Origin of the sequence: Lentilactobacillus fungorum (assembly GCF_016860605.1) — a bacterium.
GTDB classification, from domain to species: Bacteria; Bacillota; Bacilli; order Lactobacillales; family Lactobacillaceae; genus Lentilactobacillus; species Lentilactobacillus fungorum.
In genome coordinates this window covers 85,843-108,973 of record NZ_BNJR01000019.1, presented here as the reverse complement: position 1 = coordinate 108,973, position 23,131 = coordinate 85,843, and the positions used below count along the sequence as shown (strand labels likewise).

17 protein-coding genes are annotated in these 23,131 nt (G+C 42.9%); 1 reads left to right on the top strand and 16 read right to left on the bottom strand.

Annotation, left to right across the window (positions count from 1 at the left end):
* From YK48G_RS12535 to rpsO, 11 genes are all read right to left on the bottom strand, one after another.
* The coding region (locus YK48G_RS12535) for a KxYKxGKxW signal peptide domain-containing protein (RefSeq protein WP_203631048.1) at positions 1-4,772 on the bottom strand (4,772 nt) is incomplete at its 3' end.
* A gap of 309 nt (positions 4,773-5,081) precedes the next feature.
* Complete coding sequence (gene argH, locus YK48G_RS12530; protein WP_203631047.1) at positions 5,082-6,464, bottom strand: argininosuccinate lyase; 1,383 nt, start codon at positions 6,462-6,464, stop codon at positions 5,082-5,084.
* Positions 6,465-7,760, bottom strand: coding sequence for an argininosuccinate synthase (locus tag YK48G_RS12525; protein ID WP_203631046.1), 1,296 nt, complete (start codon positions 7,758-7,760; stop codon positions 6,465-6,467).
* 440 nt (positions 7,761-8,200) lie between these two features.
* On the bottom strand, positions 8,201-8,512 hold the full coding sequence (locus YK48G_RS12520) for a nucleoside triphosphate pyrophosphohydrolase family protein (protein ID WP_203631045.1): 312 nt from the start codon (positions 8,510-8,512) through the stop codon (positions 8,201-8,203).
* Entirely contained in the window at positions 8,502-9,092 is a 591-nt protein-coding gene (yihA, locus tag YK48G_RS12515) for a ribosome biogenesis GTP-binding protein YihA/YsxC (protein ID WP_203631044.1), read from the bottom strand. The genes YK48G_RS12520 and yihA overlap by 11 nt, the downstream gene beginning before the upstream one ends.
* A gap of 90 nt (positions 9,093-9,182) precedes the next feature.
* Positions 9,183-10,430 carry an ATP-dependent Clp protease ATP-binding subunit ClpX gene (gene clpX / locus YK48G_RS12510; protein WP_203631043.1) on the bottom strand — a complete coding sequence of 416 codons (1,248 nt, stop codon included), beginning with the start codon at positions 10,428-10,430 and terminating at the stop codon, positions 9,183-9,185.
* A 149-nt stretch (positions 10,431-10,579) separates the two neighbouring features.
* Positions 10,580-11,917, bottom strand: coding sequence for a trigger factor (gene tig / locus YK48G_RS12505; protein ID WP_203631042.1), 1,338 nt, complete (start codon positions 11,915-11,917; stop codon positions 10,580-10,582).
* Between the two features lie 166 nt (positions 11,918-12,083).
* Positions 12,084-13,271, bottom strand: a complete 1,188-nt coding sequence (gene tuf, locus YK48G_RS12500; RefSeq protein ID WP_203631041.1) for an elongation factor Tu — start codon at positions 13,269-13,271, stop codon at positions 12,084-12,086.
* Positions 13,272-13,453: 182 nt separating this feature from the next.
* Positions 13,454-14,365 carry a hypothetical protein gene (locus YK48G_RS12495; RefSeq protein WP_203631040.1) on the bottom strand — a complete coding sequence of 304 codons (912 nt, stop codon included), beginning with the start codon at positions 14,363-14,365 and terminating at the stop codon, positions 13,454-13,456.
* Between the two features lie 237 nt (positions 14,366-14,602).
* Positions 14,603-16,333 carry a ribonuclease J gene (locus YK48G_RS12490; RefSeq protein ID WP_203631039.1) on the bottom strand — a complete coding sequence of 577 codons (1,731 nt, stop codon included), beginning with the start codon at positions 16,331-16,333 and terminating at the stop codon, positions 14,603-14,605.
* A gap of 210 nt (positions 16,334-16,543) precedes the next feature.
* On the bottom strand, positions 16,544-16,813 hold the full coding sequence (gene rpsO / locus YK48G_RS12485) for a 30S ribosomal protein S15 (RefSeq protein WP_203631038.1): 270 nt from the start codon (positions 16,811-16,813) through the stop codon (positions 16,544-16,546).
* A 242-nt stretch (positions 16,814-17,055) separates the two neighbouring features.
* Here rpsO and rpsT point away from each other — a divergent pair, with 242 nt between their 5' ends.
* Positions 17,056-17,310, top strand: a complete 255-nt coding sequence (gene rpsT, locus YK48G_RS12480) for a 30S ribosomal protein S20 (protein ID WP_203631037.1) — start codon at positions 17,056-17,058, stop codon at positions 17,308-17,310.
* A 172-nt stretch (positions 17,311-17,482) separates the two neighbouring features.
* Here the strand turns inward: rpsT and holA are convergent, their stop codons facing one another.
* The 5 genes from holA to YK48G_RS12455 all read right to left on the bottom strand — a co-directional run bounded on the left by holA (position 17,483) and on the right by YK48G_RS12455 (position 23,114).
* On the bottom strand, positions 17,483-18,520 hold the full coding sequence (holA, locus tag YK48G_RS12475; RefSeq protein ID WP_203631036.1) for a DNA polymerase III subunit delta: 1,038 nt from the start codon (positions 18,518-18,520) through the stop codon (positions 17,483-17,485).
* On the bottom strand, positions 18,520-20,637 hold the full coding sequence (locus YK48G_RS12470; RefSeq protein WP_308440185.1) for a DNA internalization-related competence protein ComEC/Rec2: 2,118 nt from the start codon (positions 20,635-20,637) through the stop codon (positions 18,520-18,522). The genes holA and YK48G_RS12470 overlap by 1 nt, the downstream gene beginning before the upstream one ends.
* Before the next feature lie 134 nt (positions 20,638-20,771).
* Positions 20,772-21,248 carry a ComE operon protein 2 gene (locus YK48G_RS12465; protein WP_203631034.1) on the bottom strand — a complete coding sequence of 159 codons (477 nt, stop codon included), beginning with the start codon at positions 21,246-21,248 and terminating at the stop codon, positions 20,772-20,774.
* Between the two features lie 48 nt (positions 21,249-21,296).
* Positions 21,297-22,022: a helix-hairpin-helix domain-containing protein gene (locus YK48G_RS12460; RefSeq protein WP_203631033.1), complete on the bottom strand. Its 726-nt coding sequence runs from the start codon at positions 22,020-22,022 to the stop codon at positions 21,297-21,299.
* Between the two features lie 57 nt (positions 22,023-22,079).
* On the bottom strand, positions 22,080-23,114 hold the full coding sequence (locus YK48G_RS12455) for a SepM family pheromone-processing serine protease (RefSeq protein WP_232365378.1): 1,035 nt from the start codon (positions 23,112-23,114) through the stop codon (positions 22,080-22,082).
* Between the last annotated feature and the right edge of the window lie 17 nt (positions 23,115-23,131).

Here is a 23,131-nt window from a genome sequence, read left to right as displayed (position 1 = left end):
GCTTTGGAAGCCGCACTAGCGTCACTGGCCGCTGCACTGGCTGCGCTGGAAGCGGCACTGGCGGCACTTGAAGCGAGATTATGATCACTTTGAACGTTGGCATCACTTGGATTAGCACTGGCCGCACTGGCGGCATCCTTAGCCGCATTGGAAGCATTTGCTTGATCAACAGCGGCACTCTTAGCAGCGTCAGCAGCATCACTGGCCGCTTTAGCCGTATCACTCGCAACGGCACTATTAGCATCACTGGCTGCGGCACTGGCCGCGTCAGCTGCCTTCGTCGCCGCAGTAGCTGCATCACTCGCCGCTTTGGCGGCGGCATTCTTAGCAGCCACATCACTACCCTGAGCTGCCTTCGTCGCCGCATCCGCATCATTCTTGGCAACAGTTGCTGCTGCCTTAGCAGCACTCGCTGCATCACTGGCAGCTTTGGCCGCACTACTATTTCCTGCAGCACTTGCAGCGCTGGCTGCAGCGCTGGCTACAGCCGCTTGACTGTTAGCGGCACTAGCCGCATCACTAGCTGCCTTAGCCGCATCATTCGCTGCTTTAGTAGCCGCGTCACTGGCAACAGCACTCTTAGCATCACTGGCTGCGGCACTGGCCGCGTCAGCTGCCTTCGTCGCCGCATCCGCATCATTCTTGGCAACAGTTGCTGCTGCCTTAGCAGCACTCGCTGCATCACTGGCAGCTTTGGCCGCACTACTATTTCCTGCAGCACTTGCAGCGCTGGCTGCAGCGCTGGCTACAGCCGCTTGACTATTGGCGGCACTAGCTGCAGCACTCGCTACCTTAGCCGCATCATTCGCTGCTTTGGTAGTTGCACCATTAGCATAGGAAATCGCACTAGTGGCAGCTGATGCTGCCGAAGAAATTGCACTAGACATACTATTAGAAGCTGATTGAGCAGCATTCAACGCATCATTAACATCACTAAATGCGCTCTTCAATGCATCACCAGAAGCCGATTGAGCATCACTGGCAGCTTTAGAAGCCTTACTAGCAGCATCAGACATGCCCGCATAGGCCGCTGAAGCATCACTTGCAGCAGCAGACGCTCGATCACGTTGAGCCACTGCACTATTATAATCATCTTTAATTTCAGAATTAGTTGGATCAAGGGCAGCTGCAGATTCAGCAGCATCTGCAGCTGATGAAGCTAAATTATAATCAGATTGAGCTGAATTATTCGTGTTTTTAGCATCAGTAGCAAAGCCAGCAAGCGTTTCAGCTGCACTCTTTGCCAATTCTCTGAGCGAATCACTTGCTGCATCCATTGCTTGAGTCGCAGCTGATGACGTATTTTTCAGAGCAGTTTGCGCTGCCTTATTCTCAGTGTTAGACGTAGAAGCTTGAGAAACAGCCGCGGCACTCGCTGAATTTGCAGACTTTGCCGCGCTCGTCAATGCATCTGCAGTCGCTGATTTCGCATTAGCCGCAGCATCGGAAGCAACCGCTGCCTGTGAAGCCGCATCAGAATAAGCCGACTTCGCCACATCAGCAGCAGTTTGGGCATCAGCCGAGGCAGCTGAAGAAGCTGATGCGGCTTGAGATTGAGCGGCAGATGCATTTGAAGCTGCATCGTTGGCTGCTGCATCAATTGCGTCTCTAATCGCATTGACGGTGTTCGCTTTGTATCCATCAGCAAAAGCAGTTCCGCTAGCCAAACTGTTATAAGTCTTTTGATCAGCCGCCGTTTGGCTAGCATATAAGGAAGCAGTCCCATCACTTGTTGAAGAATAAGTTATCGAACCATCTTTGTAAGTAACATTACCAACATCAGGAAGCGTGCCATTTGTCTTATATTGATCACTAGTCGTCTCTTGAACAGCTGCTTTTTGACCAGCAGCAAAGGCCGCATTTGCTAATTTAGCTTCGGCATTATACTCATTCACGTACGCCTTAGTTACAACACTCGACTGGTTTCCAGACAAAAAGTTAGAAATAGCAGCCTTATTATCGCTCAGTTGAGCGCTTGTCAGCTTTGTCTTATCCCCAGTAAACGTTTTGGTAGTGGTATCAATATTAGTCACGTTACCATCATGTTGGTTATGTGATGCTTGGTCCGCATCAGCTTGAGCATAAGCACCCGCGTTCGTTGATTGTAGATATGCAAGCGCCTGAGCGTAATCGCCAGAGGCTTTAGTAGGGGTAGCTGACTGCGGCTCACTATATTTACCGGTTTTAGAATCATACGAAATAATCCCCGAGGTTCCTTCATTAAGAAAATCTGGGGCTTTGGAGCTATCAATTGGGGCAACCGGATTCGCTAAGTAGTCTGTTTGGGCCTGCTTGAGGGCATTTACCTCAGCATTATAAAGATTTAAGATAGTCGTTTTGGCACCATCAGCCTTTGCAACATAGTGTTGACCATCAGCACCATCAAGACGGGTATCATAATACCCATCGACCGTCAATTCCGATTTCTCTTGTTCAGTTAAGGTTCCAGCGGGCAGGTTTGCAATAATTTTATTGACATCCGTTTGAACATTATTGTTAGCGACGTCTTGAACAGCCGCACTCACGATTGGTTGAGCAAGCTTAGTCATCCAGGCATAGCCCATTGCCTCAACAAATAAGGTTGTTTCGCCAACATCTTGTTTCGTATCGGCAAGTGTGTATGGATCAACTCCTGTTTTATAGCCATTTACTTTGCTATAATCCGGAGCAGCCGCTCCATTTAAAACAACGTCAGCCGCTTTGTTTACGCCAGCTTGAAAATGAATCGAAATCGCATTACGAATACCATACGCAATGTCAAGATATACGCCGTTAACGACTGACGACTGAACGGTGCTACCAAACCCAAAAGTTTTAATCAACTGACTCAGCGAAGCATTCAACTTCAACGCATCCGTCAATGAATTAGGAATTGCGATTGACCCGTTAACATTTGTTGTAGTAGATGAATCAGCTTGACTATTACCTTGATTGCCGCCTAAAGAACGAATGTCACTTAACGCTTGCCTCATGATACCGTTTTGAATATTCGTAATAGCGGCACCAATGAACATGTTAATAACCGCAATCGTGGTGTTGGCATATTTAGTGATATCAGTATTGGAAGCCGTTGTGTCACCCGAATCTGGCGCATCTGACGCACTAACAGATGTGTTAAAAATACCAGAATTACTCTTAACAGGGTTATTAAATAAGGTGCCACCAGTTTCGAACATTTTGCCAATATCGTTGAAAATATTAGTCGTACTTGCCAAATCAGTTGGATCATAATAAGACGCTGTGTTTGTGTCATCAATTAACTTATCAGCATACGTCGGATCATTAATGTTATTTTTGACATTAGTGAGGTACGTATTTACTTCTTCAGCAAATGTTTTGAGAATCGTCACATATCCAGCATTATAGTCAACTGTATGATAAGTTTGATTTTTATCAGATAAGCCGGTGTGAGTATCCCAATAATCACCAATGTAGTGATGATAAAGCGTTGTGCCTTCTTTTTGACTATTAGAGGCGGCTCCTTTCCACGCCAAATCACCGTTGCTATCAAGCATGGCCCCACTTGTGTTTAAATAAGCATCCAAAATAGCAGCAATTTTAGGAATAATCGTTAAGTTTGCAACCGCATCAAGGCTGCTATTTCCGGTAATCACGCCAAAAATAGATTTCAGATCAGCCAAAGCATCCTTGACACCCCAAGAATAAGCAACTGACGTCTTGTCACCTGCTGAAGCATCAGACGACGTTGCATCCACAGCAGTTAACGTCATCGCAAGACTAGTCTTACTGATTGCTGATTTTAATGTGGTCACTTGATCAGCGCTTACACTCGAAGCGTCAATCGTGCTACCGTTAGCAACTTTGCCTTCTTCAACTAACTGGTTTACAGCAGCTGCTGAATCCGCTGCTTCTTGGTCACCACTCTCAGAAATCTTAATGTCTTCACCAGATGCTTGTACAGCAGCCTTGACAGCTGCTAACTGCGCACTGGTTAACTTAGAAGCGTCAATCGTTGAACCATTTAAAGTTGCGCCATTTGCTTTAAGGACGGCCTCAAGGGGTTCAGTTGCAGCACTTGAAGTTCCACCGTCTGATTCAGCTGCGCTTGAACCATCAGCTTTTTCGGCTGCTGAAGTAGCATCCGACGCAGTTTTTGAAGAAGTAGTCGCTGCATCCTTTAGACCAGCAGCTGCACGATCACTAGCTGGCGTTGTGTCAGATGCTTGTTGTTCATTACTCGTTTCAGTTGAACTGGCAGCACTAGATGCCCTTTCAACTGAGTCAGACTCTGCTGACTCGCCATTTTGAGCAGGAGCAGCAGAACTCGCAGCGGATGAAGCATGAGCTGCGGAGGCTCCAGATGCAGTGACCAAACTGGCGGCAGTTTCTGACGACTGTGCAGAAGCAGTGCTTTCTGACGTTGTCGACTTCGTCCCGGTTACCTCAGTCGATGTGGTCATTTTAGCCGCAGACGACGTTTCAGACGTTTCAGCTGAGTTGGTAACTTCAACAGCTTGACTGGCCGCTTGAGCCGCACTTGACGGTGTCGATTCAGTCCCAGCCTGTGAACTATTATTACTTGTGACAACCTTACTCAACGCAGTCTTTGCATTCGCGCTAGTTTCCTCTGTCTTTAGTTGATCCTGCGTATCAGCATGAACCGACACGTCTGATAGCATAAACGACCCTAACGACAGCATAAAAAGGCTGGCAAAAACCCATTTCTTACCAACCTTGTACATCTTGTAGTGCAGATCTGTTTTGTCAGACCGCTCCCACAAATTATTTCTGGAAGAATTCTTCCCTCTCAATGTATGTGCCCCCCTCATTAACTTACCTAAAAACACTAAAAACTTGCTAAAATATCCCCTTTTGACCTGTTCTTTATTAACGGATCGATAACATTATAATAACATGCCCATCATAAGTTGTGAATATATATAACTCGCAAGATAAAAAAATCCAGTCACTTTAGTTGTAAGTTATCAGATAGGTAATGAAACCGCTTATTTATATATACATTAATATATAATAATGCAGCAAAAAAACATTAGCCGTTTTTGCTACATTACAAATGTATTAACAAAAATAGCTAATGTTTTTTTAATGAACTGAGTATTTTACTCACTTAATTCCTGCTTAGCTTGCTCAATTTGCTGTTTTACCTGATCAAACCCTGTTCCTCCAAATGAATGGCGGCGTTCCACGGCAACTTCTGATTTTAAATCATGGTAGACATCGGCTTCAATTTTGGGTGAAGCTTGCTGCAAGTCGGCTAGCGACATGTCTTGAAGATTTTGATGGCTTTTGATCCCCTTTAATACCAATTGGCCAACAATTCCATGAGCTTGACGGAACGGCACTCCCTTAGCTGCCAAATAATCTGCCAATTCGGTCGCGTTAGAAAAATCATTTTCAGTCGCTTGTTTCATTCGAGCCACATTTGGTTTGGCTGTTTTTAACATGCCATTGAAAACTTTTAGTGACGGCAGTAAGGTCTTGACTGTGTCAAAGACGCCTTCTTTGTCTTCTTGCAAGTCCTTATTGTAAGCAAGTGGTAAGGACTTCATAGTCGAAAACAGTTGCATCAGGTGTCCATATACGCGCCCAGTTTTACCCCGGATTAGTTCAGCCATATCCGGGTTCTTTTTTTGGGGCATGATCGAACTCCCTGTTGTATAGGCATCTGACAGTTCCAGATACTTGAACTCGTGGCTGACCCACATGCTAATTTCTTCGCAAAATCGGGAGAGATGAAGCATTAAGATCGAGCTGTTACTTAGAAATTCCAAGGCAAAGTCGCGGTCAGAAACTGCGTCCAACGAATTGGCATAGATTTGGCCAAAGCCTAATTCGCGCGCCGTGTCAGCCCGGTCAATCGGAAAGGTCGTCCCCGCCAAAGCAGCGGCTCCCAATGGCATGATATCCGTATGTTTCATATTAAAAGCAAACCGTTCCTTATCTCGTTTGAGCATTTGATAATACGCCATCAGATAATGCCCATACGAAATTGGCTGCGCGTGTTGGAGATGGGTATATCCCGGCATGATGGTTTCAACGTTTTGTTCGGCCATTGCGACCAACGTTTGCTGCAAGGTGGTGATTTCATCAATCACTTTAGGCAAACGTTTCTTCAAATACAGGTGAAAGTCAGTTGCCACCTGATCATTTCGAGAACGAGCCGTATGCAGCTTACCAGCTGTTGGCCCAATTTTTTCGGTTAACAACGCTTCAATATTCATATGAATATCTTCGTTTTCAACCGTAAAATGCAATTTCCCGGCATGCAGTTCTTCACGTAAGTCAACCAGCCCGTTAACAATCTTGTCAACGTCTGCCGCATTTAAAATCTTGGTATGCCCTAACATCTTAACGTGTGCCAGTGAGCCTTCGATATCTTCTTCGGCCATCAGCTGATCAAACGAAATTGACGCGCCAAATTCATCAACCCATTTGGCAGCTTGGGCTTGAAACCGGCCACCCCATAGTTTCTTTGTACTCATCTATTTTTTAGCTCCCGTGTTTGTGGAATAGTGATTATGAACCACCACTTTACTTTTTGATTGTGACTTCGTAACGGCTTTGACAAATTGCGCCTGCTTATTCTTCAACTGAACCTGTTGATAAACTTGGGTTGGCAATCCCCAAAGCTTGATGAAGCCCTTGGCCGCCTCTTGATCAAAGGAATCAGAGGCGGTGTAAGTTGCCAAGTCTTTGTCATAAAGTGATGAATTGGACTTCCGGCCTAGAACCATAACGTTACCCTTGAATAGCTGCAGCTTAATAACGCCGTTGACCACTTCTTGGGATTTATCAATAAAGGCTTGAATCGCATCCATTAGTGGTGAAAACCAAAGGGCATTATAAACTAGCTCGCTCAGTTGTTTTTCAATCGTCGGCTTGAAGTGGGCGAGATCCCGTTCAAAAGTAAGATCTTCCAACTCTTGGTGTGCTTTTAGTAAAACTGTCGCTGCTGGCGCTTCGTAAACTTCACGGGACTTAATGCCAACCAGTCGGTTTTCAATGTGGTCAATTCGACCAACCCCATTTTCACCAGCAATTTTATTCAATTCTTGGATAATTTCTGCAAAGCGCATCGAATGGCCGTCAAGTTCGACTGGGATGCCCTTTTCAAACGTAATTTGAACTTCTGTTGGCGTGTCCGGTGTATTTTCAATCGGATTGGTAATCGCAAAGGCATCTTCCGGAGCGCTTTGCCATGGATCCTCCAGAATGCCAGCCTCGTTAGCTCGACCCCAAATGTTGGCATCAATTGAGTATGGCGAATCTAAATCAATTGGAATCGGGATGTGATGATCCTTTGCATATTCAATTTCCTGCTCACGAGACCAATGCCAATCACGAACGGGACTTAAAACTTCCAATTGTGGATCGAGCCCGTGGATGGCAACCTCAAATCGAACTTGGTCATTGCCTTTGCCCGTGCAGCCGTGAGCAACAGCTTCAGCATGTTCTTGGTGAGCGACTTCAACCAATGTTTTTGAAATCAGGGGACGTGATAATGCAGAAATCAGTGGATAAGCACCCTCGTACATCGCGTTGGCTTTCAAAGCAACGGCTGCATAGTTATCCGCAAACTCATCCAAAGCGTCAATCACGTAAGCTTTAACAGCGCCAACGTTAAGCGCCTTTTGCTTAATAAAGTTGAGATCCTTGCCTTCACCAACGTTAATGCAGCAAGCCACCACGTCATAACCTTTGTCCTTTAACCAGGCAATTGCAACTGACGTATCCAAACCACCAGAATAAGCTAAAATTACTTTTTTGTTTTCTGCCATATTAATACCCCTTATCTGTTAGTAAACTAAGCCAAGCAATCAGAAGCCAGCGTCAAAATCTATTCAAATAAACTTTCTTAACTCCGAGATGATTACCAAACGCTCCGATACAAACTTCTGCTTTGCATGGCTGTTTTGAATATAGAACGGCGCCAAACAATCAACACGCAGATTATTGCTCAACACAGCTCTCCTAAATTTCTAATAGTAATGAGGTTAACACCCATATTCATAAATTGCAACCTTTTTTGTGTTTTATTCATTAATTTAAGAATTATTATTTCGAATATGCAATTTGTAGTAATTTCATCACCTCATTCGATGGTCATTCCCCAGTTGGAACGTGGATTTCAAAAAAGAGGCTCGAAATAACCCCGCTTAGGATTGATTCAAGCCCCCATACCCGATACCACCCGTAGCTACTAGCTTAGGCGATTAGGTTAGATATTGATTTGGTTAGCGCCACCCAACTGCGTAGGATAACGTTTTTTTAACCGGTTAATATTATCCTCGGCAACTTTTTCAAAGGGAATATCTGCCCATTCAGAGATCTGGGATAAATACCAAAGAACGTCCCCCATTTCCTTAATGAGTTGATCGTGATCCAACTTTTCGCTTTGAAATGTATACTTGCGAATTAGATCAGCAACTTCACCCGCCTCACCGGTCAAGCCAAGCGCACAATTCGTTAATACTTGTTCTTTGCCCATTAAAGTTCGGTTAGCTGCTTTTTGGTAATCATCAAAATCCATTTCCCATTCTCCCTTCAATCCATTGCCAAACGTCATTTTTACCTGTTTTAGTCAACGCTGAAAACAAGACGAGTTCATCGGCTGAAATGTTCAATGTCTTCTTGATCAATGCTTCCTGTTTATTCCACTTACTTTTGGAAATTTTATCCATCTTCGTTGCCACCGTTAGGGTTTCAATGCCATAATACGCTAACCATTCGTGCATCGACACGTCGTCAGCCGTTGGCGCGTGGCGACCATCAACTAACGCAATCACCCCACGCAACTGGGGACGCTTAGTCAAATAAGTCTCAATCATCTGGCCCCATTTTTGGCGACTGGCTTTTGAGACCTTCGCATAGCCATAACCCGGAACATCGACAAAATAAAGCTTGTCATCAATGTTGTAAAAATTCAGTGTCTGGGTCTTTCCAGGTTGGCTCGAAGTCCGAGCAAACTTGCGTCGATTGATCAATACGTTGGTTAATGAAGACTTACCAACATTGGATCTGCCAACAAAGGCAATCTCTGGAAATTGGGTATTGGGATACTGTTTCTCGGCAACCGCACTTATCGTCAAGTCGACGTTATGAACCTCCATCAAACCACTCCTTCATCATCGTCATCAAATTTTTTGCATAAAAAAAGCCCGATCGCAAACTAATTAAAGCTTACATCAGGCTTTCTCGAATTACGATGCTTTTTTCAAAATTAGTTCCGGTTCTTTATGATCAACCACCGTCTCCGGTGTAATAATCACCTTAGAAACGTCTTTACGACTTGGCAGGTCAAACATGATATCACGCATAACGTCTTCAATAATTGAACGCAATCCCCGGGCACCCGTATTTCTGGAAATAGCCAGTTCAGCCATTTTTGTCAAAGCACCTGGCGCAAATTCAAGTTCAGCACCATCCAGCTCAATTAGTTTCCTGTATTGTTTAACTAATGCATTTTTCGGCTCAGTTAAAATTCGAACCAGATCTTTTTCATCCAACTTGTCCAGTGCCGTCAAAATTGGCAGTCGACCGATAAATTCTGGAATCAAACCAAACTTCAACAGATCTTCTGGGATAACCGCTTGCATGATGTTACGGTTATCAATGTCTGGGGCTTTATCGGAATTAGTACCAAAGCCGATTGTCTTATCACCTAAGCGGCTCTTAACAATGCCTTCGATGCCATCAAAGGCGCCACCAACGATGAAAAGAATGTTCGTGGTATCAATCTGGATAAATTCCTGTTGAGGATGCTTACGGCCACCCTGAGGCGGAACGTTGGCAATTGTGCCTTCAAGAATCTTCAGCAAAGCTTGTTGAACCCCTTCACCAGAAACATCTCGCGTGATTGAAACGTTTTCGGACTTTTTGGCGATCTTATCAATTTCATCAATATAGATAATCCCGTGTTCAGCACGATCAACGTCGTAATCAGCGTTTTGAAGCAACTTTAACAAAATGTTTTCAACATCTTCGCCAACGTAACCAGCTTCGGTTAAAGTTGTGGCATCGGCAATCGCAAACGGAACGTTTAAGATTTTAGCCAGAGTTTGAGCAAGATAAGTTTTTCCAGAGCCAGTTGGCCCAATGATACAGATATTACTCTTTTGAAGTTCAAGATCATCGTCTGGTTCACTAATCATTTCATTAACTCGCTTGTAATGGTTGTAAACCGCTACAGAAAGCGTTCGCTTTGCGTTATCTTGACCGATGACATACTGATTTAATTTATCTAAAATTTGTTGGGGTGTTAGAACCTTCAGCAAATCTTCAGAAGATTTTTCGGGAGCAAGCTCCTCATCAATGATTTCTTTACATAAATCGATACATTCATTACAAATGTAGACGCCGGGACCCGCGACAATTTTCTTTACTTGATCTTGCGTTTTACCACAAAAAGAACAAGTAATTGGTCCGCTTGATTCGTTGTCTTCAAACAAAATTTATTCACTCCTCCATCCGAGATGGACTTTAATACATTATTAATCAACTACTGGATACTCTATCATATAACGGTCAAAATGCAATCAGAATGCTTGTCCTTCCGAAAAAAAGACCCGTTAACTAACGGATCTTTGATGGACGAAACCTACTTTTCAGAACTTTCTTCTTCAGCTTTTGAATCGTCTTTTTCTTTTGCTTTGGCATCCTGCTTGGCAGAATCAACGATTAAATCAATTGCTTGCTTAATCGCAATATCGTGCTTCAACATATCGTCAGTCAAGGCCTTTCGAACAGCATCTTCTTTCATGCCGTACTGTTTGGCTAAGTCCTTAACTTCATTCTTAACATCGTCTTCTGATGGTTGGATGTCTTCCTTATCAACGATTGCTTCAAGAACCAAGTTTGTTTTAACCCGTTTTTCAGCGCCATCTGAGAATTGCTTCTTCAAGTCTTCTGGCTTGGTACCAGTTAACTGGAAGTACATTTCTTGGTTAATGCCTTGTTGCTGCATGCCAGCCAAGTACTGATCCATTTGACGTTGAATGTCTTCATTGATCATGGCTTCTGGGATGTCTTTAACTTCAGCGTTGTCAGTTGCTTCGCTGATAGCGGCATCCTCAATCGCATCGCGGGCTTCACTCTTCTTTTGACTCTTCAAATCGTCCTTGATTTTTTCTTTTAATTCTTCAAGGCTATCAACATCTTCGTCAACATCCTTAGCAAAGTCATCATCTAACTTAGGTAATTCCTTGGTTTTAACTTCATGAATCTTAGTGTCAAAGACAGCATCTTTGCCCGCTAATTCCTTTGCTTGATAATCCTTAGGGAAGGTGACCTTAACTTCAACATCATCGCCGGCCTTGTGACCAATTAATTGATCTTCAAATCCTGGGATAAATGAGTTTGAGCCCAATTCCAATGAGTGGTTTTCAGCCTTGCCACCTTCAAACGGCTTGCCATCAACTTTACCTTCAAAATCGATGACAACTGTGTCACCCTTTTCAGCAGCTTTGCCTTCTTTGAGAACCAATTCGGCTTGGCTTTCACGCTTCTTTTCGAGTTCAGCGTCAACGTCTTTTTGATAAACACGGGTGTTTTGCTTAGGAACGCTTAAGCCCTTGTAATCGCCCAGCTTAACTTCTGGCTTAACGGTAACGTTTGCTTTAATCACCCAAGGCTTACCCTTTTCCATTGACTCAACGTTAATCTTTGGTTGATCAACAGGTTCGATTTTAGCTTCACTCACTGCCTTTGAATATTCGTCAGGCAATAAAATATTTAAAGCATCTTCATACAATGCTTCTTCACCATACATTTTTGTAAAGATTGAACGAGGAACCTTGCCCTTACGGAATCCAGGAACCCGAATACTCTTCTTGTTTTTTTCAAATGCACGATCTAGACCAGTTTTGATTGAATCAGTACCGATTTCGAATGTTAATTCTCCATCATTGGTGCCTTTCTTTTCCCATTTTGCAGACATTCTTTTTCCTCCGAGACGAAAAGATTATTTTTACAATTCATAATTGCATAACATTGTTATTTTAACGTATTCACACTCAAATGTAAAATTTATTTCACCAACGCAAGCATAAAAAAAGCCATGAGGAATTATCCTCACAGCTTCAAGTCGTTAATAAGTTAAGGAACTAGTCCTTAACATCACTAACAACACCGGCACCAACAGTATGACCACCTTCACGGATAGTAAACTTAGTACCTTTTTCAATGGCAACTGGCTTCGTTAATTCAACTTGGAATGTAACGTTATCACCAGGCATAACCATTTCAACGCCCTTTTCTAGTTCGATAACACCGGTAACATCGGTAGTATGGAAGTAGAATTGTGGACGATAGTTTGAGAAGAATGGCGTATGACGGCCACCTTCTTCTTTAGTCAAGATATATACTTGACCTTCAAATTCTTTGTGGGTTTGAATTGAACCTGGGGCAGCAAGAACTTGACCACGAACAACTTGGTCACGATCGATACCACGAAGCAAGATACCAACGTTATCGCCGGCTTGACCTTCATCCAAGGTCTTTCGGAACATTTCCAAACCAGTAACAGTTGATTTCAAAACATCGTCTACTAAACCAACGATTTCAACTTCGTCACCGACTTTAACAGTTCCACGGTCGATACGACCAGATGCAACAGTACCACGGCCAGTGATAGTGAAGACATCTTCAACTGGCATCAAGAATGGCTTGCTGTCGTCACGTTCTGGAGTTGGAATGTACTCGTCAACGACATCCATTAAGTGAAGGATAACTTCTTCTTGTTCCTTGTCGCCTTCAAGGGCTTTAAGAGCTGAGCCACGGACAACAGGAACATCATCACCAGGGTAATCGTATTCAGAAAGCAATTCACGAACTTCCATCTCAACCAAGTCAACCAATTCGTCATCATCAACTAAATCAGTCTTGTTTAAGAAGACAACGATATAGTCAACACCAACTTGGTGGGCAAGCAAGATATGTTCACGAGTTTGTGGCATTGGGCCATCAGTTGCGGCAACAACCAAGATAGCACCATCCATTTGAGCGGCACCAGTGATCATGTTCTTAATGTAATCAGCATGTCCTGGGGCATCAATATGAGCATAGTGACGCTTTTCAGTTTCGTATTCAACGTGGGCGGTGTTGATCGTTATACCACGTTCACGTTCTTCTGGCGCTGCATCGATATCAGCATAATCTTCAGCCTTAGCAAGACCCTTTTCAGCTAATACCTTGGTGATTGCAGCAGTCAAAGTCGTTTTCCCATGATCAATATGGCCAATAGTACCAATGTTTACATGGGGTTTTGTTCTTTCATAATGTTCTTTTGCCATTAATGAAACCTCCTGTTGTTTTCAAGAATTACATCAATTCGCATCAATGCATTTCTAAATGTTATTATACTACATCTTCTGGAAAAGACAAAGCAGTCAATTTTCGAAGAATCCTTAAGTATTATATCGATTGTTAATTTGTTTGTAAACAGATTCTGCCGATTTTCCAAAAAATAATTGGTTTACTGCAAATTTATTTCACTCTCTGCTTGATGAATTACCGCTACCCAATCCTGCATGGATCGCTGGCTATCACTGTTAGCAGCAACATCATCGCCAAATAATTGCCCAATGATTAGGTGCTTCCAATATTGCGGATCCGTTATCACTTTATGGAAGAAGGGGTAGATATAATGACTTTGGGTAATTAATTCTTTCTCAACTAGCTGTAATTTAATCGGGTCAGTCGCCGAATAAGCTTCCTCAACCATCTGCAGCACCGATAACAAAGGCTTAACTTGATCAATTGGCTTTAACTCTGCGATTTTAATTTGATAATCCTGTCGATCCAACCAATTCAACGTAATCGTGACATCGGCTTTGACAGTAACCAATTCCAGCAAAATTTGCGTTTTGGTCACCTGCCAAGCAAACGGATCGCGCAAAATGCCGCTGGCCGCCAGTAGATATTCCTTTAGCGGTAACCATCTTGCTGCTTCAACTGCTTGAACCTGCCCATAAGCACTCAAAGCGCTGGCATGCGCAAATCGACTAGTATTTTGCTGAAGAAGTCGGTTCTTTTTCTGCCGGTACGCAACTTCGCCTGCCTCAATCGACACAAAGCCATTTTGACTGCCAGCTGCTAATTCCCTGGCAAACATAAAAGCCCCATTTTTTATCGACATCTCAATCATTGGGGCGACCAAGCCCTTAGTGACCATCATTTCATCTTTAAAATCAATCAAGAGCTGTTGGGCTTCTTGAAAATGGTTTAATTTAAAAAGGGCTTGTGCCTTAACAAAATTGACTTCCGGGTCGTTAGGGGATCGCTCCAAAAGGTGATCAGTTTTATTTAAAACTTGCTGAAATCGTTGGTCAAAAAGATCTTCTTTGGCACTCAATAAAATAACTTGATCATTCTTAGTTAGTGACATGGTACTCTCCCACCGTTAATTGAGGCTGGGCCAAAGCTTGATTTCCGCCCGTTAATTGCAACTTGGATCGCCACCCATACTTGAAGTTAGCGGTGCCTCAACTGGCTAATCTTAGTATTTAACAGAGAAGGCCATTCATTCCCGTTTTTGAAATGGCTGGCCTTCTCTGTTGTTAAATTCTGGGATCAAAACGCCTTTGGCCCCAGTCTCGTCTTTTAAAGATTCCTATAAAGATTCCTATTTAGTAAGTTCTGATTTCTTTTCGTTATGCTTTTGCTTTTTCTTGGAACGTTTATGATGTTGGTTAACTTCCATAATAACCGGTAAAATAACTGGGCGTCGCTTGGTTTGCTTGTAAAGATAATCAGACAAATCATCACGAACGTCTTGCTTCAAGTTGCTCCAGTCAAATTCCTTATGTTCGAGATTATTCGTAACCGTTTTTTCGATAATCCCGGCAGCTTCCTTCATCAAATCCTTATTCGCTTTGACATAAACAAATCCGCGAGAAGTCAACTTGGGTTGTGACACGATTTTCTTCTTCTTACGGTCAATCGTGACAACCGCCACAAAAATACCGTCTTCTGACAGTACCTTTCGATCTCGCAAAACGATGTTACCAATGTCGCCAATGCCAATTCCATCAATCATGGTATCAGCTAGATCTTCACCACCACTGATCCACATTTCGTCCTTATTCAAGGAGATGACATCGCCCTTATTAGGAATGAAGATTTGCTTATCAGTATACCCAATTTGTTTAGCTAACTGAGCATGGGCTTCCAATAGTCGATATTCACCCTGAACAGGAATCAAGTACTTAGGGTGTAAGAGATTCATGAGTAATTGCAGATCAGACTGACTAGCATCCCCTGATGAGTTCATTTCATCAGAAATCATTTTGACTTCACCGTCTGCTCGATAAACCATATCTCGAGTTTTGGCAACTGTCGTTTCCATTGCGGTTGAGGGCGTCGTCGTAATGAATACCAAATCTCTGGGTTCTATATTAATATCGCTTTGTTCTTTATTAGCCATCCGTTGGAGCGCTTTGATTGGCTCGCCCATTTTCCCGGTTTGAATAATTACAACTTTATCTGGTGCCAGCTTATTTAATTCATCAATCGAATTAATCAACAAATCCGGCTCTGGTAGTGTCAGTGTCTTCAAACGCATCGCCGTTTTAACAATCCGTTCCAAATCGTGACCAGTTAAGTAGACCCGCCGGCCGCACATCGCCGCAGCATTAAAAACCTGTTGCATTCGTAAAATATTAGAAGCGACGCTCGCAACAATAATCCGGCTGTCTTGATAATTAAACGTATCGTAAATGTACTCGCCAATCTGCTTTTCAGACGCACTAGGCTTAGGGTTTTCGGCATTGCCAGAATCGCTTAGTAATGCCAGCACGCCCTCATCTCCAAGTTGGGTAAGAGCAGAATAATTAGTCTGATACATCGGTGCAGCGGTTTGATCAAATTTAAAGTCACCAGTATAAACAATGACCCCTTCAGATGTATGAATGGCAATTCCCAGTGATCCGGGAATTGAGTGGGTTGTCTTAAAGAAAGTGACGTTCACATCTTCAAAATCAATCTCGCTATGATCACTTACTACGTGAAAATCATCGAAACTTTTTAATTGTTCAGAATCAGCAACGTTCAATTTCGCAAGTTCAATCGTCATCTCTGATCCAAAGACCGGCACGTCAAACTCGCTTAAGAAATATGAAATTGCGCCAATCGAATCCGCATGACCATGGGTTAAGAAAACACCAACAATTCGATCTTTGTTCTTTTCCAAATAACTAAAATCAGGAATGACAACGTCAATTCCAAGAAGTTCATTTTCGGGATATCGCAGTCCACAGTCCAGGATATAGATACCACCATTGATATCGACGGCATACATGTCCTTACCATTTTCGCGGACACCGCCAATCGGCATAATTTTGATTTCGCTTTTCATGTTTCACCTCAAAAAATAATTTGTTCTTTTTTACGTTCGAATTCAGCTTCTTTTAGTTTACCATATTTTTTCAGAAAACCGAATTTTTCCGCCGAATTGTTAGGCTTAAGTTCAAAATTTCCATCGATGGTTGGTATAGCTAGACGCCAGCACCAGAACAAAAGAAAAGGATGGCTGCAAAACCGAAGCTTTGCACCATCCCTCTTATTATTAACGACGAAGTCCCAAGCTTTGAATCAATTCGCGATAACGTGCTACATCCTTATTACGTAAGTATGCAAGCAAGTTACGACGATGACCAATCTTCTTCATCAGACCACGTTGTGAATGATAATCTTTGCGATGAGTTCTCATATGTTCGTTAATTTCGTTGATATCTGCGGTTAAAACAGCAATTTGAACCTCTGCTGAGCCGGTATCGCCTTCGTGACGAGCATACTTCTTGATAATCTCGTTCTTTTCTGTTTGTGTAACTGCCATAGTTAACAACCACCTTTTCTAAAATAATCCAACAACTGAGTCAGCGGCAGTGGTACCCGACAAACTAAGTTGAAGGTCCGTGTAACACACAAAAAACAGTATAACGGATTTTCTTGAGTAATACAAGGACAACTTCTCCACTTCCCTTGAGTTTTACTTGCAATCATGCCGGCCATTTTGTATAATGGTGCTTGTTGAAATTTAATCATTTATATTTACAATCATCGTCGGAGGTGAACAAAATGCCAATTATCAAATCTGCTATCGAACGGGTTAAAACCAACGAAAAGGCTCAACGCCGTAATGCCGCTCAACTGAGTGCTTACAGAACTGCTGTTAAGAAGTTCGAAAAGGCCCAACTTGCTGGTGCTGATAACACCAAGGATTTGTACATCAATGCCATTAGTGCCATTGATCGCGCAAAATCAAAGGGTTTAATCAAAGCTAACAAAGCTTCTCGTGATAAGTCACGCTTAACCGCTAAATTAGCTAAATAAGACTTTTTAGTTGTTAGTTCAGCTAACAACTTGACTACATAGTAAAGGATCAAGGTAACGTCAATTCGTTATCTTGATCCTTTTTTATATATCGGAATTTAATGAAGTACCCTTTAATCAGGTGACTGAAGGAACTGATCAAAGCGCCGGCCAGTTGATCTTGTTGGCCATCTTAAGAAGTTTCTTTAATGTCTTTCTTCATAAACTTCAAAATAAATAACTCAAATAATAGTTCTGGTGATCGACTGGTTGATTTCATTTCCTTTTCCGTATCGATCAAGCCAATATAGGCATCGCGTAATTGTTCGTAATTAAACTGTTTGACCGTTTGCAATGCGAGCTTAACTCGATAAGGATGAACTTTGAGGACAGCTGCCAAATTCCCTTGCGAATAACCGTGTTGCTGTAAAATCATGACCTGTAAGAGTAAGCGAAATTGCTGAATTAAAACCGCATTAATTCGAATCGGCTCATCATTCTCTAAAATCAACTGATGATAAATGTCCATCGATTGTTTCGCATTCTTCTGTAAAACTGTATTAACTAAGTCAAAAACGTTCTGTTCTATTGATCGGCTGACTAAGCCATCGACTGAATCAATGCCGATTAATTTACTGTCATGATTATATAAGAATAGCTTTGGCAGCTCTCCCATCATTGCAGTTAATTTGCCCCCTGTCAGCTGAACAAGCCGGTCCAGGGCATCCCGGTTAATCCGAAAGCCTTCATCTTTAATTCGAGCTGACACAAGCTGCTTAATTTCTGATTCCCGTAATCGGCCAATTTCGATTGTCGTCGCAACCTTTTTAAGGGCTTTGGTCACTTTTTTCCTGGCATCTAATTTTTCATAGGGGGCAAAAATGACCATCACCGTTGACTGTTCCGGGTGTTTTAAATAATCCAAAAAGTCGTCTACGTTTTGATCTACTTTAGTTTTAACCTTTTGCCCGGTTAAAAAGTACGGTCGATTGACCATGACCAATCTGCGTTCGCCAAAAAAAGGGACAGAGATCGCGTCCTCTACAGCTGTTGAAATGGCAACGTCTTCCATATCATAATTGCCAATATTCATTGACCGTTCGGCATCAGGGATCACGCTCACGAATAATTCTTTAATTTGTTGGCTAAGGTAAGCTTGGTCGCCTAACACCAAATAAATTGGTGCTAGGTGATCCGGATTAAATTGTTTTTTAAATTGTGAAAAATCCATTACGACATCCCTTCATGTTGATGTAATACTGTTTCAAAATGGCCTGATTGTTGTCGATAACGATACCGCACCATCCCCTGTGTTTGAGTATTGTAAATTTTAATCCCTGCTTGATTAAGTGTTTGAATCGTTTCAATGTTGGGATGATGGTAGCGATTATTTCGACCAGCCGAAATCAGCGCAATTTTAGGCTTCACTTGATATATAAACTGTGGGTCAGATGACGTTCGGCTGCCATGGTGCCCCGCTTTTAAAACATCTATTTTCAAGTCGGGATGCCGAGCCAAAGTATCCATTTCTCCTAGCCGATCCAAATCGCCAGTAAACAGCCAGCTCATCCCACCTACCCGGGTTGCCAAAACCATCGAATCGTGGTTTTCGCCTAAACCCGGCTCATGAGGATGCAAGATCGAAAGTGGCAACCCCACTACTTTGCTTTCATCGTTAATCGGCACCAATTTAGTATTTTGATGACGATCTTCAATTCGTTTCATAAAGCTCGGATTTTGATCCATTCCAAGTGGCATTAAAATGGTGCCAATTCGCATGCTGTGAATGAATGCCGGCAAATCGCCGCAGTGATCGGCGTCTTGATGGCTAACACAAAGAAAATCAATCTTTGATATGCCAACACTTTTTAGATAATTGATTGATAATCGGTCCGCTTGATACGTTTTGGTGCCATGCTCCCAAGCTGTTCGACTAAAATCGACTTTACCGCCCGTATCGATTAACGTCACGGTTCGATTAAACGGTGTTCGAATTAAGAAACTGTCACCCTGGCCAACGTCAAACATCACGACTTCACCGTTAAGGGGCAAGTGGATGACTAAAAATGTACCTAGGTACAAAGTGAGGAGCCCGGCTAACAACACCTTTGGCCGGCCCCGTTTTAAGGCAAGCCCCAGCGTGAGGATCAACATCATGATCACAATCACCAATGCCGGTTTGCCAAATGTCACCAACCCAGGCAACGTGCTCGCCCAATTGAGGGTGTCGTTAAAGCTTTTAAGCAGCCAGTCAATTGGCAGCACCAAAACCGGTACTGCTAAACCAACTAACGTGCCAATGATTACTAGCGGAAAGATGAATTTGCCAAACATTGGCAACACGATCAAATTAACCGCAACACTGAGGACGTGCCACTCATAAATATGATAAAGCAAAATCGGCAACGTCAGCATGTTCAACAATAACGTTTGTTTGACAAACGAAAAATCTGCCGCCACAATCAGCCCAAATGACAACCCATAGCTCAATTGAACCCCCATCAAAAACATGGCTTCCGGCATCATTAATAAATTGATGATTAAACTTAAGCTCCAAATGTCTAGTCGTGACAAGCCGCTATTAAATAAACGATTCAAAATTGCGATGACCGCCATCACAACGGCTCGAAATAAACCAGGAGAGCCACCAGAAAACACAAAATAAGCCCCAATGCTCATCAATTCCACGGTAGCTTTACCAGCTTTGGGTAGCCTGAACAAGCCCAGGCACTGATCAATAATCGCTAGAAAATAATAGACATGCATCCCAGAAATACTAAAAATGTGGAGGAGTCCTAATTGCTTAACCCCGGTCATCTCGCTAAAAAAATCGGCTTCTCGGCTGCCAGAAAGCAAACCCAATGCGTAGATTTTTAGTGTCTTGGGCAACGTTTCACAGTAATGGTTGAATCGCGAGCGCAGCCAATGAAGTCGATCAACCAACGTCAAACGCATGACTGGTTGAAACGACTGGATATCCTTAATAACAACCACCTTGGCGACCTTTTGATGGTGATAATAGCGGCGCGCGTCAAATTGATTCACGTTGGTTGCAGGATTAAAATCCGCAATCTTACCACTAACAGTTAATCTAAGCGGTTTGTCAGCCCGGCTAACTTGCTGTTTTTGTGCCAATGTTTTAAAGCGGCCATAGAAAATGACGTTGGGTTGCTTGTTATCTAAGCGGCCTAAATAGCTAAAACTCGCCCCATTTACTTTTAGCATATCCGGATAAACCTTGAAGGACTGGTTGGTAAATTCCCCAGTGGGCTGATTTTGTAATTCCGAATTAATGACCATGGTAGAAAATATGAAAGCAAGTCCGGCGAAGATACTAACGATGATCACTGAAAGGCGCCTCAAAGTAGCAATCCTGACAACTAAAATGCCCAATAAAAGAAACCCAATCAGATGGTCGCCAAGTAGGGCCATACTCAACAGTAACATGGTTAATGCCGGAAAAATAACCCAATTTCGAATAATTAATCAGATAAATAGGCGTCAAATGGAATTCGATCCATATCAAAATGAGTCAATTCAATTTTATTTAATGCAATATCTTTTAATTTGATGAGTTTTTGCGCGTAATCATCGTTATGATAATTCCTTAAGTAATTAATCTTACGAATTCCGGCTTGCAGCAACATCTTCGTACACTGGAGACAGGGAAAATCTGTTACGTAAATTTCGGCACCATCCGTGCTTTCGCCAAACTTTGCACATTGCAAGATTGCGTTCATTTCAGCGTGGATCGTCCTCAAACAATGCCCATCGACCAAGTAGCAGCCAACGTCAATACAATGATCGTCGCCGGCAACCGAACCGTTGTAGCCGCCAGCAATAATCCGTTTATCGCGCACGATGACCGCGCCAACGGAAAGTCGCTCACAAGTGCTTCTTGATGCAAGTAAGACTGCTTGCATCATAAAATATTGATCCCATTTAATCCGCTTATCCATAATTTCACCTTCCATGAATTAAATCATATCTCAAAACGGTCATCTGGGCTACACACAGATTGAAGATTTTAAATTATCAAAGGTTTTATCGCCAAATCCCGGAACATCCTTTAGCTCCTCAATCTTTTTGAATTGCCCGTGGGCCTGTCGATAAGCAATGATTTGATCAGCCTTTTTATCCCCGATCCCAGAAAGCTCCTGCAACTTAGCTTTATCCGCGGTATTCAAATTAATCTGTTCACCGCTTTGACCACTAGTGGCAGTAGTTGAGCTGCCTGCTTCGCCAGTATCGCTGCCGGTGCTTTCAGCGCCTGATTGTGGTGTCATCGTCGATGTGTTCGGGGCGTGCTTTTCGCCACGAATAGGCACATAAATCACCTGTTGGTCCGATAATTTCTGAGCCAAATTAATTTGTTTTCGGTCAGCCGATCGATTGTACCCGCCAGCCAGATGAATGGCGTCCACCACCCGCATATTTGCATTAATCTGGTAAACCCCAGGATTCTTAACTGCGCCTTTTACATCCACATACATTTGCTGGGTTCCTGAAGAACTGGTCGCCATCTGCCGGGTGCTTTCTTGAGAAGTCATCTGGCTGGTCGAACTCTGGCTGGTGGCAGTTTCACTGATACTAGTTGTGTCATCTACGGTTGCTTTTGAACCGCCTTTGAGGATTAATCCGCCAATTACAAACATAAAAATAACAATCACACTCACCAAGCCAATCAATATTTGATAAAGATAGTCATCAATAAACTCACGTATCCTATTCATACTGTGCCTCCCTTCTAACTTTTAGATACGAAAAAAGAGATTAGACTCTCTAATCCCTTATTGCTTTTCTAATATCTTAACCGCTTGGGAGAACGTTTTAACCGGAATAACCTTCATCGATGGCGCATACTTCTTAGCGGTCTTTTTGGCGAGTTGATAATTGGTCAGATGACCCGGCTCTAATTTGAGGATCTGCTTAGTCGGCTTAATATAAGGTGCTAAAAAAATTTTGGCGCCATGCTTCTTGGCCGTGATAACTTTCTTATCAATACCACCAATTTCGCCAACGTTTCCCAGCCCATCAACGGTCCCAGTCCCGGCAACCTTTTGGCCATGACGTAAGTCCTTGCCGGTAAGTTGCGAATAAATTTGCAACGAGAACATTAACCCACCTGAAGGGCCGCCAACATCGCCCGGATTAACCTTAATCGGGATATCTGTTTGTACTTTAACATCATCGGTTAAGGTGATGCCAATTCCCGCTCGATGCTTTGAAATCATCATTAATGGTGCTGAAACTTGATGGAGTTGACCATTACGCCGAAACTTGACAGTTACCCGCTGACCTAATTTTTGCTTCTTAACATAGTTTACAAACCCAGTGGAGCTTGTGAACTGATGACCATCGATTGATTCGACAACGTCACCAACTTGCAGCTTGTTGCGAAATTTAGACTTTTTTTGAATGGACAAGACGTAAATTCCCCGATAATCCATTTTAACAGCCTGATGGGCATGTTTATAAGCTGTATAAATTGCCTGGCCAATTGAACTTTCCATGTAAAAATGTTGAACCTTATCGTATTCCTTCATATTTTGGCCAGCCGTGACACTCGCATCAGACACAACTGAATAATATGGACTTAATTTTGCATACAAATACGTTATTGGCCGCGCTTTAGCGATACTTACCGACATAAGCATGAATTCGCCTTGATGCCGATCCGGGTGATTCTTAATAGAAACAATCTGACTTAAATTGGCTGCGTCACCCGGTCCTTCTATGTAATTTGGCAATGGCCAAAACATTCCGGCAAGGATGACCAAGAAAATAAGGACGCCAAGGATATACCGTTTGGTCTTCGACTTTATCACGTTTTAACCACTTT